10 protein-coding genes are annotated in these 12,817 nt (G+C 45.2%); 9 read left to right on the top strand and 1 reads right to left on the bottom strand.

Annotated features, from left to right (window positions below; all coding sequences use genetic code 11):
- The 3 genes from BO48_RS14710 to BO48_RS14700 form a co-directional block, all read left to right on the top strand.
- Positions 1-838, top strand: an 838-nt coding sequence (locus BO48_RS14710; RefSeq protein WP_496368550.1) for a GntR family transcriptional regulator, incomplete at its 5' end; no start/stop codon positions are given.
- Positions 839-1,028: 190 nt separating this feature from the next.
- On the top strand, positions 1,029-2,435 hold the full coding sequence (locus BO48_RS14705) for a sodium/glutamate symporter (RefSeq protein ID WP_496368548.1): 1,407 nt from the start codon (positions 1,029-1,031) through the stop codon (positions 2,433-2,435).
- Between the two features lie 14 nt (positions 2,436-2,449).
- A complete protein-coding gene (locus BO48_RS14700; protein WP_496368546.1) occupies positions 2,450-4,051 on the top strand; it encodes an amidohydrolase in 1,602 nt (533 codons plus the stop codon).
- Between the two features lie 75 nt (positions 4,052-4,126).
- Here the strand turns inward: BO48_RS14700 and BO48_RS14695 are convergent, their stop codons facing one another.
- Positions 4,127-5,503, bottom strand: a complete 1,377-nt coding sequence (locus BO48_RS14695) for a hypothetical protein (protein WP_496368544.1) — start codon at positions 5,501-5,503, stop codon at positions 4,127-4,129.
- A 185-nt stretch (positions 5,504-5,688) separates the two neighbouring features.
- On the opposite strand from BO48_RS14695, the gene BO48_RS14690 reads away from it, so the two are divergent.
- The 6 genes from BO48_RS14690 (at position 5,689) to BO48_RS14665 (ending at position 12,800) form a co-directional block, all read left to right on the top strand.
- A complete protein-coding gene (locus tag BO48_RS14690) occupies positions 5,689-7,026 on the top strand; it encodes a hypothetical protein (RefSeq protein ID WP_496368542.1) in 1,338 nt (445 codons plus the stop codon).
- A gap of 47 nt (positions 7,027-7,073) precedes the next feature.
- Positions 7,074-7,661, top strand: a complete 588-nt coding sequence (locus BO48_RS14685) for a 3'-5' exonuclease (RefSeq protein ID WP_496368540.1) — start codon at positions 7,074-7,076, stop codon at positions 7,659-7,661.
- Between the two features lie 162 nt (positions 7,662-7,823).
- A complete protein-coding gene (locus BO48_RS14680) occupies positions 7,824-9,101 on the top strand; it encodes an alcohol acetyltransferase (RefSeq protein ID WP_496368538.1) in 1,278 nt (425 codons plus the stop codon).
- A complete protein-coding gene (locus tag BO48_RS14675; protein ID WP_496368536.1) occupies positions 9,098-9,763 on the top strand; it encodes a DUF6320 domain-containing protein in 666 nt (221 codons plus the stop codon). The genes BO48_RS14680 and BO48_RS14675 overlap by 4 nt, the downstream gene beginning before the upstream one ends.
- Before the next feature lie 61 nt (positions 9,764-9,824).
- Entirely contained in the window at positions 9,825-10,793 is a 969-nt protein-coding gene (locus BO48_RS14670) for an alpha/beta hydrolase (RefSeq protein WP_496368534.1), read from the top strand.
- 162 nt (positions 10,794-10,955) lie between these two features.
- A complete protein-coding gene (locus tag BO48_RS14665) occupies positions 10,956-12,800 on the top strand; it encodes an ATP-binding domain-containing protein (protein WP_496368532.1) in 1,845 nt (614 codons plus the stop codon).
- Positions 12,801-12,817: the final 17 nt, after the last annotated feature.

The following is a 12,817-nucleotide window of genomic DNA, read 5'->3' as shown; positions in this document are numbered from 1 at the left end:
TGAAGTCACCACAACTCACAGAAAGGAAACATTTACGCCTATGAAGCATTTTATACTATCTTTACTCCAAATGAAAGAGGATAATATCGATTTTACGAATACATCAGTGAAAGAAATCAAGCACAAGGGGATTAAGTCTCTGTTCATTACCGCCAAGCTGACGTACGATCCGACCCATTGCCCGGCATGTGGCTGTATCAATGCCGATTTTAGTATTGTTAAAAATGGCACGCGCACGTCGCGCATCACACTGCCGCATCTCTCCGGACTGCCAGCTTTTTTAAAGCTGGCGAAGCAACGGTATCTCTGTAAACACTGTCAGCACAGTTTTACGGCAGAGACGCCGATCAATGACTGGCTGGGCAGCTTGAGCAGTACCACGGAGACGATTGAGAATATGGGTATGGCGCCCGGTGCGAAGCTGATCAAGACGCAAGTGTTGACTTTGCCGGTCTATCTTCAGAAAATAACGGGTATTAAAGAAGCCGTTCATATCAAACGTGTGCGTTATGCGGATAATATCCCGATCGGGGTAGAGAATAACTATTATCCCGTCGAGCTCGGTGAGAAGATCAAACAGTATGATCTGAACAAAGTATCATTATATGACCTGCTGGAGCAGGAACTCGGCATCATGTCGATAGAAGCGGAACAGACAATCAAGTCCGGTCAGGTGAAGAAAGACGACTCGAAGCTTTTAAAAGTATCGCCGACAACAAGCATGCTCATCGCCGAGAGGAAGCTGATGGACCTGAACGGTCACTTTGTTGAATACGAACGTGCTGCCTACAGAGCGGATATGTATTCTTTCAATATAAAGCTGTTCAGGAAGAAGTAGAAATTTAATATAGACGATGATTCACCTCTGTCATTCAGGCGGAGGTGATTTTTTTATTTCATATTTTAACTGGTACGGACGTTCTGACCATGTTGCCATTTATATGTAGTTCTCATTAATATGGACAGGTACTTGAATTTTGAGAATATATAATCTTTTCATAGATGTAAAAGATGGGAGAAGTGGTTGCATGAGTTTTATGATAGCGTTCGGGCTTGCAAGTGCAATGTTATGTGTTGGATTGATTATCCGGACAAAGGTCGGGTTTATCAAACGCATGCTTGTACCGACTAGTGTCATTGCAGGTATAGTTGGATTTTTTGTAATGAACAGTGGGCTGATTACGGCAATTGATTCTGAAATGTATATTGAAATCGTCACTCTGTTATTTACGGTGACATTCATATCCATCGGGCTGACGAGTAATCCTAAATCCAAGGCCACGGCTTCCAGCGGTAAAGATGTTGCCAAAGGCTCTCTCGGAATGGGGTTCACATGGAATATACTTTACGCACTGTCTCCGGTCGTTGCCGTATTAATTCTTTTATTGATCGGCAGATTTTTTGGGATGGATGCAGTATATGGTCTGCTTATCCCTTTTGCATTTACGCAGGGGCCGGGACAGGCTGCAACTTACGGTGCAATTATGGAAAACGAGTACGCCATTATGGATGCAGCGACGGTCGGAGTGACTTTTTCTGCACTGGGCTTCGTACTCTGTTTCCTTATCGGTGTACCGCTCGCAAGATACGGTATTAGAAAAGGGCTCGCCAAAAGCATGAAATCAAGGGAAATCGACAAACCGGTTAAACGCGGATACTACATTAAGGATGAGGAAAGAGATTCTTTAGGTGATGAAAGGATGTACAGCGGCAACATCGATACGATGAGTTTCCATTTTGCAATCATCGGTATCTGTTTCCTGCTCGCCATCGGTCTTGCTGAACTGGCTTCCATGATTCCTGCGATCGGACCGACAATCAGCGGCATGCTGTTCATCTACGGTATGATTGCCGGCTACCTTGTTAAATATGTGATGCGGAAATTAGGCATTGAAAACTTCATGGATAATAAATTCCAGTCCAAGATTACAGGGTGGTCTACAGACTATTTGATTGTCGCTTCATTTATGAGTGTGACATTCAGTGTCATCGGCAACTGGTTTGTGCCGATACTCGTGATATCCGTAGTCGTCATGCTGATCAGTCTTGCAGTCTGTATATACTTCGGACAACGTTACGGCGGCAAGAATGACTATGAACGGACTTTGGGGATTTACGGGACATCAACAGGTACGGTTCCAAGCGGTATCGCACTCGTCAGAATCGTGGATCCGTCATTGAAAACTTCAACTTCAGTGGAGCTCGGTTTAATGAATATCCCGATGATGATTTCAAACGTGACTTTCGCAACCATTATGCTGATGGCTTCAGGCGTACTGTCAACGACGATGGGTCTGCTTCTGCTTCTTGCACCGATACCAGGCTATTTGATAGTGATGAAAGTATTCAAGGTGTGGGGTCGGAAGACTTATGACTTAAAAGAAGATAAAACAGGAGAATTGGAAAGCTTTGAAAGTGCACATCAGAACAGTTAAAGGAGTATTATTCAATGAAGAAATTATTTTATAACGGTGACATCATCACTATGGAAGATGAGACATTATCACTAGAAGCGGTGCTGGTCGAAGATGGTTTGATTAAAGAAGTGGTAAGTGATGATGCGGTCGATTCATATATGAATGACGATTCAATCGAAAAGATCGATTTGAACAGCAAAGTATTAATGCCATCATTCATCGACCCGCACAGCCATCTGGCGATGATGGGACCGACGTCACTTCTTGCGGACCTGAAGGAATGCCGGAGCTTTGCAGATATACAGGAAAAACTCATTTCATATATAAAAGAGAATGAAGTAGAAAAAGGCGAGAAGGTGGTCGGTTTCGGATATGACCATAACTTCATGGAAGAACAGACACATCCTTTAAAAGATGTGTTGAATGAAGTATCCACTGAGCATCCGATTATGATCAGCCACGCTTCCGGGCATCTCGGTTCTGTAAATGATTACACATTGAAACTCGCAGTTATTGATGAAAATACACCAGATGAGGCTGGCGGCCTCATTGGAAGAGTGGAAGGTTCCAGGGAACCGAACGGCTATCTGGAGGAAACGCCTTTCATGAGTCTGAAGCGTAATGTATTCCAGGGGGCGCATAAAGACCCCGAGAAGGTGCTTGATATCGGCCAGCATGAGTATATTAAAAACGGTATTACAACTGTACAGGATGGTGCCACTTCAGGAGAGACCATAGAGTTGTTCAAGTCATTTTCGGATAAGTTCAAAGTCGATGTGGTCATGTATCCGCTTGTTGCAGAAAATCCGGAGGATCTTGAAAATAACAGGAAATTCGTAGAGAAATATCATAACAGAATTAAAATCGGCGGCTACAAAATGTTTTTGGACGGCTCACCTCAAGGGAAAACGGCCTGGATGACAGAACCGTATGAAGGCGAAGAGGATTACCGCGGCTATCCGATTTATGAAGATGAAGAAGTTAAGGGGTATGTGGATGCCGCCATCAAAGCGGATGTGCAGCTGTTGACCCATTGTAACGGGGATGCAGCGAGCGATCAGCTGATACGGAACTACAAAGCTGCACTAGAAGACTCGGACAATCCGAATAAGAACAAACTGCGGCCGGTGATGATCCACTGCCAGACGGTACGGAATGATCAGCTGGATAAGATGAAAGATCTGGAAATGATTCCTTCAATATTTGTGCCGCACGCATATTTCTGGGGTGACGTGCATTTGAAAAACTTCGGGGAAGAACGCGGCAACAGGATCAGTCCGTCAAAATCGGCATTCGACCGTGACCTGATGGTGAACTTCCACCAGGACTCACCGATTGTCGATCCGGATATGCTCCATACGATATGGAGTGCAGTCAACAGAATCACAAGGAACGGTGTTCATATCGGACCGGAGGAGAGAGTATCCGTCTACGATGCACTGAAGGCGGTGACCATCAACGCCGCATACGCATACTTTGAAGAGGACAGAAAAGGCAGCATCAAAGAGGGCAAACTTGCCGATCTTGTCATTTTGGATGACAATCCTTTGAAAGTCGATAAGAGCGACATCAAAGACATTAAAGTTCTGGAAACGATTAAAGAGGGAGAAACGATCTACCAGGCAGATATATAAGTTTAAATAGGGGAGAATTTGAACTGAGGGGTTATATATAAGCATCAAAAAAGAGGAATCTATGGATTCCTCTTTTTATATGAACAATGCTATGATCGCAATCAAAATACCGGTCAGACCCATTCTGAGCGAGAATCCAATATTCATCCTGGTGATTTTGTAAGGATTGATCTGCATGCTCTGTGCGGTCATGGTCGCATTGACGCCGTAAGGCGCGGCAGCAGATATACCCATGCCGCAGACGACCATGACGATGCCGATCGACAGTGCATTTTCAGCGGTCAGGACAGGGACCAGAACTTCCGACAGTATTGCAAGCGTTGCGACGGGATGGACACCGACCATGGCGAGTCCATATATGAGCCCCATGATCAGAAGCAGTATCAGTATGAGGAACGAATCGACATAGCCGAAGACTTCCTGCATGAGGACTGGTGCGAAACTGCTGTTGAATCCGCCCGAGAATATACCGAGAGACAAAAACAGTACTGAGAAGTTCTGCATGTTGTTGTTATGGTTTTTCCATGTGCTCCAGCCTGTTTTAAGAAAAATCGGAAGCCGCTTCATGACGAAGGCCGCAACGAATGAGAACGGCACAATGATCAGTGCGACTGTCAGAACGAAACCGAGTTCTGAGTTCATATTGAAGAACATGACGACTGAAAGAAAACTGATCAGCAGTATTATCATTTTGATGATGGATTTTTTCAGCGCAGAGCTGTTTATTTCATCAAATTCTGCATTGATTGTGATGCCGTTGAATTCGCGTCTTGTTAAAAATACTTCAATGAGGCCGACAAGAACTGATGTGAGCAGCAGCCAGGGGAGCAGGGTGAAATACGACACGCCTGTCGAGTCGACAGTCAGTCCGACGATGACTTCGAGCGGGCTCCATATGACGGCGAGCGCAAACGCTCTGAGCGTGGACTTGATGATGAATTCATTCTTCAAGGAAATATCCGCTTTTTGGAACAGTTCGCCCAATACCCGCTGGATGATGTAGATGGCGGATATATTGAGAAATATGCCAAGGAAGTAAGTGGTGAAGACACTGCTGCCGTATATTTTATCGACTCTGCTTGCCCGGTCCTGAATCATGTCCGTAATGCTTTCATCGAGCCCCCCGACTTTAACGACCGTTCCGATCCACGGCAGCAGGCTGAAAAACATCAATAGGGGCAGGTTGCTTGTCGAGTTACTGATGATGGTCCCGATGCCTTCGCCGGAAGTGAGCGTAAATATGGCTCCGACAGTAAAGAACAGCCCGCCAATCATTTTGAACAGTCTTGAACTGAAAATCCATGAAATGATGAGCACACCGATTGCCAGATAATTGACGAACACGCCGAGTGCGCCGATACCGCTGAAAAAGTAAATGAGAAAAAGAATGAACAATGCAGCATATATGTAATAGAAATTCCTCAATATGGTCTGGTTATGTAGGATATTCAATGTAAAACCCGCTTTCACGATAAAAGTGTATTGGAAATTATCTAACAATATATTTATTAATTATAGGACAAATCAATGTGCTTTGACAGAGAATTTTCATAATGCGAAATATTCTAAACTATTCACTGTCCCGACCGCTTCAAATGCGCTATCATGAAATCAAAACATCTGTAAGGAAGATAAATATGAAATTAAAATTCTTCAGGCCGTTTTTCGTCCTTGGCATGGGGTTCATGTTCCTCGCGTCCCTGTTCGTGGAAATTCCGGGGATGGAAGTCGCGATTGCATTGTTCACCGCACTGGCGCTCATCAGTTATCTGCCTTACTTGAGCAGGGTGCCGCTCACAGTGGTCATCATACTGAATGTGACTGCGGTGATTTTCTATATCATCGGCGGCTCGCTGGGTGATGTCATAGAAGGGCTGCTCATGAATACCGCAGTGCTGATGATATTCATCTTCGTGCCGCTTCTTGCGATACCGATCACTTCACCGAGGTATTTGAAAGATATCACCGGTCTTTTGAAATCATCCTTTAATAATACAAAGCAGTCTTATAATGCTCTGAAACTCGGGACGTTTTCCATCGGTTCAGTACTGAATGTGGGCACGCTGCCGATACTGTATTATCTGACGGATACCGATCAGTTCAAAGACCATAAAGTGATGCGCATGGCCGCGCTGAACCGCGGGTTTGCACTCGCTTTTGCCTGGTCGCCGTACTTCATTTCCATAGCGGTCATATTATCGTATTTTGAAGTCCGGTGGCTTTCGGTCGCAGCATTCGGTGTGACGCTGTCGGTTGTCAGTCTTCTCGGCGAATGGTTTTTATTCAATGACAAGAAATATCGTGAAATGCCGGAATCGCCGCCCGTGTACTACAGCAGGCGACGGATTGCTGAGCTGGGTGTGATTATGCTTTTCATGACGGGACTGATCATCATACTCGATATGTTCAGCGGTTTTGCGATTGTCAACATCATCCCGATTGTCGCAATCATGCTGTTTATCGTATGGAGTGTCGCGATCGGCGGTGTGGAAAAGGTCGTGAAAGGTTTGAAGAGCTATACTCAGGAGCGTATTCCAAAGATGGGTAACGAACTGCTGGTCTTTATCAGTGCCGGTGTATTCGGAACGTCGCTCCTTGTCATCGGGTTCGATTCGTTTCTGATCAACATGCTGGAGGCGGCAGGGGTCAATCATGTATTGCTGCTCATTCCGATCTTTGCGGTACTCATCATCGGACTGTCATTTTTCAGCGTGCATCCGATCATTACGATCACTGTCGCCGCGCTCGCCGTCCTCAGCATGGATATGGATGTGAGCGAACATTATTATATGGCGATCGGGCTGCTCTTAAACTGGGCAGTCACGGTCAATCTGTCACCATTCACAGGCATCAATCTGCTGATGTCGAGCCTTGCGAATAAGAGCATATTTACAATGCCGAAGCATAACGTGCTGTATGGTATTTGTCTGTGGTTCACCGGCTACGCACTCATTGTAATCCTGTATTTTGTGTAATTGCCTCTCAGAAGTTATAATAAGAAATTATGACAGGAGGCACAATGATGAAATACGTGGCACTCGATATAGAAACAGCCAACAGAGAAAGAAGTTCAATCTGTTCCATCGGCATGGTCAAGTTTGAAGCAGGCAGAATCATCGATGAATTTTATTCGCTGATCGATCCGGAAGTGGATGACTTCTCTTATATGAATATAGATATACACGGCATCACTGAAGCGGATGTTTTTGGACAGCCGACGTTTCCGGAACTGAAGCGGGAACTTGAGGCGTTCATCGGTGAAGACATCATGGTGGCGCATTTTTCCCAGTTCGATATGTACGGCATCCAGGATGCATATAATAAGTACAGGCTGGAGATTCCGCCGCTCAATTATATATGCTCATACAGACTTTCAAAATCCTTATACAAATTCCCGTCCCATAAGCTTGTCCATATGGCGGATTACTTCAATGTGAAGACCGACAACCATCATAACGCACTGGCCGATGCCAGGATGGCCGGCCACATCACCTATAATATTTTGAAGGAAAACAATTTGAGCATCGAAGATTTCAACGCCCATTACAACTATCAGCTCGGGACACTCGGCAAAAATGGCTACACGAAAAAACGCAGATCAAGATCCTGATCAGTAAAATAAAAACCGTTTCTGCCGGCCATCGCACCTCCTGGTGAATGATGGCCGCTTTTTGTTTGCGCGGGTTGTCTCACATAGTTACTTTAAATGGTTTGAGCATGGTAAAATTGAATGGAAGAGATTGATTAGAACATGTCCCCGGGAGGTGTATGGATGGATCAGTGGTACAGAATTGATAATACAGGAAAGATATTTCACGCGGTGTCGGATGCGACGAATTCATCGGTGTTCAGAGTGTCGATGATATTGAATGAAGTGATCGATCCGAAATTTCTTCAGGATGCACTGGATATCGTCGCGGTGCGTTTCCCGGCACTGACGGTCCGGGTGCGTAAAGGGCTGTTCTGGGATTTCATGGAACATAATGACGAGCAGCTGATCGTCAAGCCCGAGAAAGATCATCCATGTACACCGATCGACAGGAAGGAAAACAATGCTTACCTGATACGTGTCCTTTATTTTGAAAAACGGATATCGGTCGAAATATTCCATTCACTGACGGACGGCGGCGGTGCGGTGGAATTTCTGAAAACATTGATCTATCAGTACTTGAAGGAGAAAGGTGAAACGGTGGACACCGAAGGTCTTGTGCTGAGACCGGACGTGGCGCCGAAGCCTGAAGAGGTGGCGGACAGCTTTGAGAAACATGCGACGTCGCACGCGGTGACGCGTCCTGGGAAGCGCCCGGGGAAGGCGTATCAGATTCAGGGCACGCCGTTTGAGCCGCCGGGCATCAATGTGATTCACGGTGTGATCGATGCCGGGAAGCTCAATCAGTTTTCCAAAAACCAGGGGACGACATTGACCGGCTTTCTGACGAGCCTGCTCATTCAGGTCGTCCACGATGAAAAAATGACGAAAGATCTGACCGACGGCCAGGTGTCGATTGCCCTCCCGATCAGTCTGCGTAAACAGTTTCCATCGACGACACTGCGAAATTTCTTCGCGGTTGCGAACATCGGGGTGCAGATGGACAGCTATATGCATCTTGAGGATATTATCGCAGACGTTACCGGACAGCTGATTAAGAAGACGGATAAGGATACATTGCAGACGGGCATCAACCGTTTTGTCTCCCTGCAGAAAAGTTTATGGATCAGAGGTGTACCGGTCTTTATTAAATATCCTGTAATGAAGTTCGGGTTCAATCAGATCGGTGAACGGGCGAAGACGATGACCTTGTCGAACCTCGGCAATACGAAACTGCCGGAATCGATGAAACCGCATGTGGACCGGCTGGAAGTCATTTTATATCCGACAAGGAAGAGTCCGATCAACTGCGGGCTCGGTACGGTGAATGATAAACTGACGATTACTTTTGCGCGGTCAATTGAAGAGAATGAAATCATCCAGGAGTTTTTCAGACGGCTGAGAAATATGACGGAATTGGATATTACAGTGTACTCGAACGAATGGGGTGAGGATGAATGAACTGGTGCCCGGATTGTGATATTACGACGAGTCAGAGCAGATGCCCGTTGTGCCGCACGAAACTGGCCGAAGCGGAAGCGTCCAAAATGACGGTATGGTATCCGGAATATGATATTAAAGAACAGAAAATACGGACGCGCATTTCAAGACTTGCGATACTGCTCGGCTCACTTGCGGTGCTCATCTGTTTTGCGATCAACCTCATCGTCATCCCGCAGTTTCTATGGGTGTTCTATGTTGCGGTGGCAGTATTTTATATACTTGTGTCACTCAGTCACACGATACTTTCGGCGTCCCATATCGGCGGTAAGATTACAGCACAGGTCATCAGTTTGACAATACTTTTACTGGTCATCGATTTCATGTCCGGCAATCTCCAGTGGTCGGTGGACTATGTCGTACCGTTTCTGATCATTGCAGGCATATTGCTGTTGTCCATCAGTATCCTCAGAGTCCGGCTGAACTGGACGGGGTATTTCAGTTTTCTTATGATGATGCTTGCGATGGGATTCGTGCCGCTCATATTTTATATTACGGGCGTCGCAAAGGTGCTCTGGCCGAGTGTGACAGCAGGGTCTTTCGCAGTGACGATATTTGCGCTCCTTGTAGTATTTGCGAACCGGACGTTTATGACGCAGCTTGGCAGACGGTTCCATTTATAAAAAGTATTGATCATGTCTCAGTATTTTCATATGGATGTTACGAATTGAAAGGAATGATTGGATGAAACACACAGTTAAAACTTCTCTGCTTCTGGCCGGTGCGGGTGCACTCGTTTATGCGGGACGTGCGAGGTTTGTGGAAAAACGGAGTATCGGCAGCAAGGTTGCAGAAGACCTGATCAGAATCGTCAACTTCGATTTGGAAGAGGTGGACGCAAAGATGCTTGCCAGGAATTTCAAGGAAAACAGGAAAGAGCATAAGATCCGTGAAAACCTCATGCGGTCGAAAGTTGAACACTACTATGATGCAGGGATGAAAGTGTACAGAATCATTCCAAGGGACAAAGAAAGCAGAAGGCGTGTGCTGTATTTGCACGGCGGCGGTTATATACATCAGCCATCCCCGTTCCACTGGCTGTTCATCGACAAGATGGTGCAGGATACAGGGCAGGAGTTCATCGTGCCGATCTATCCGAAGACGCCGGAGCATTCTTATGATAAAGCGTATGATTCAGTGGAAGCACTGTACAGAAATCTGATGGAAGAATGTTCTGAAGAAATAGTCATCTTTGGGGATTCTGCAGGCGGCGGGCTGGCGATCGGCTTTTCACAGTGGCTCGCGACGACTGAACTGCCGAAGCCGAAAGGGCTCATTGTCATTTCACCGTGGCTCGACGTCAGTCTGAGCCATCCGGATATGGAAAAATACACAAAGATGGATCCGATGCTGAAGCCGGATAATTTAAAGATCATCGGCCGCATTTGGGCTGGGAACACAGCGCTCGATTATTATAAGGTGTCGCCGATATACGGTGAACTGACGGGACTGCCGAAATTTTACATGTTCGTCGGCGAAAGGGAAATCTGTCTGCCGGATGCCCGGAAATTTGCAGGGATGCTTGACGCTGCCGGTGTGGAAAATGAATACTACGAATATCCGATGATGAACCACGTCTTTCCGCAGTACCCGATACTTGAAGGTGCGAAAGCGAGAAGACAGATTAGGGAAATACTGGCGTCGCTGGAGTAGTGGACACAGGATAAGGTTTGCAACGGGAACTCTTTTGCCGGGCTTGCGGCGCGGAGTTCTTTTATTTTATAAAAAATTCATACTAACTTTATAAATATATGCTAGTCTATATTTAAAGGTCAAAATTTTCAATAATCTTAAAACTTAATGGAGTGAAACAACATGACGATAAAAATTACACCTTCATTCGAAGAAATCGAAAATTTCCGCGTTCCTCTGACCGCGGGTGAGAAGGAATGTCTGAAGCATCTTGAAGTTTATTTGAAAGAGAGTCATCCTGAACGTGATTTTGAAATTTATACCCAGCCCAACTTGTTTTTCAGTAAACCGGACATCATGGTGCTTGAACCGAACAGGAGCGTATGGATCATAGAAGTGAAGGATTATAGTTTTGAAGCGTATGATATCAGTTTCAATGACAAAAAAGATTATTGGAAAGTAAAAAATCGTGGGAATGCAAATATTACATCGCCATTTAAAATTCTGGAAGATTATAAATTTAATCTGATGGATTACGCAAACAGTAATCTCAGTGAAGCTGCGGAGGACAACAATAAAATCAAATTCAACAAAATTGTAAAAACTGCCGCTTATTTCAAGAACTTCAAAGAAAATCATTTAAGAGAATTTGAAGCACATACGAATGAATATCATCAATTCAAGTATTCGACAATTTTACTGTCTTCCGACTTCAAGGCGAAGTCGGAAAAATTGGACATGCTGTTTGAAGAGACCAGGTATAAAAGTTACCAGTTAGACGAGTGTGATACAGCCGACTTAAGAGCACTGATTAATCCGGGTGAGAATGGCAGGAATCTTGCACAGCCTGATTTTCAAACCACTAAATATGCGTCCCTCGCAAAAAGCCGCCAGCAGCAGCAAAAAATCAGAGGAAAGGCGGGTTCCGCGAAAACGACGCTGCTTGCCAAAAGGGTTGCTGATGCGGTCATCCGTTTGGAAGAACCGGTGCTGGTCGTCTGTTATAATATCACGATGACGAATTATCTGCATGATAAGGTCAGGTCCGAACTGGCAGTCCGGGGAAGGGGCAATCTGACTGCAGAAGGCGTGGATATTTTCAATTATCATTCGTTATATCATTGGAGTGGAAATTCAGAGGGTACATACAATCAGGGCAATCCGAAGGAAGACCGAAGATATGGCGCTATTTTCATCGATGAAGGACAGGACTTTGAAAAAGAGTGGTTCAACAGTCTGAAGAAAGATTATTTGAAATATGATAACAGTGAATTCGTTATTTTTGCGGATGAGAACCAAAATATTTACGATCGTGAAACCGGGATGGAAGAAGATGACACCAATCACTCAAAAAATCTGCCGATTACACCGGTCAGGGGCAGATGGAACGTACTGAACAAGGATTTCAGAAATAAAAACCAGGGCATCAATAAACTTCTCAACAGATTTTCAAAACATTTCTTCGATGAAGATTTCATAGAGCAGCCGGAACTTGAGTTATCCGAACCCGGCCGCATGAAATATACGGCGATTGATGACTTTTCTTTGGATAACGTTTGTGAGAAAGTGGCTTCATACGTAAAGTTTTTAACTGAGCAGGGGGAGTCCGTCAATGATATATGTGTACTGTCAAACAGCGAATCACTCATTTCAGATGTGGAAGTGCAGCTAAGGCTGAACAGTTCCAAGTATAAAGCGTTCAGAGAAAATGCGACAACTTTCAGACCGAAGGCCGATGTCGGTGTGGAAAGCAGTACAGGTGAGGTAGGCAAACGTGCAGCAAAAATGCGGTTTTACAGAAACAGTGGACCTGTCAAATTCTCTACGATACACAGTTTTAAAGGTTGGGAGACTAGAAATGTCATTCTGGTATTGACTGATAAGTGGGCAGAAGGTGTCACTGACACAGTCAGACACCGCCTCGTCTACACCGGCCTGTCAAGAGCAAACAACAATATGATTATCATAAACGATGCGGGTAACAGTGATTATGATGAATTTTTTGAAGGGTTGAAGCATAAGAAATAAAGAAAACAGCGGATCCC

It is taken from the genome of Lacicoccus kunmingensis DSM 17847 (assembly GCF_059568765.1).
Note: the sequence above shows the minus strand (reverse complement) of the source record. Positions and strands in the feature narration are given on the sequence as shown.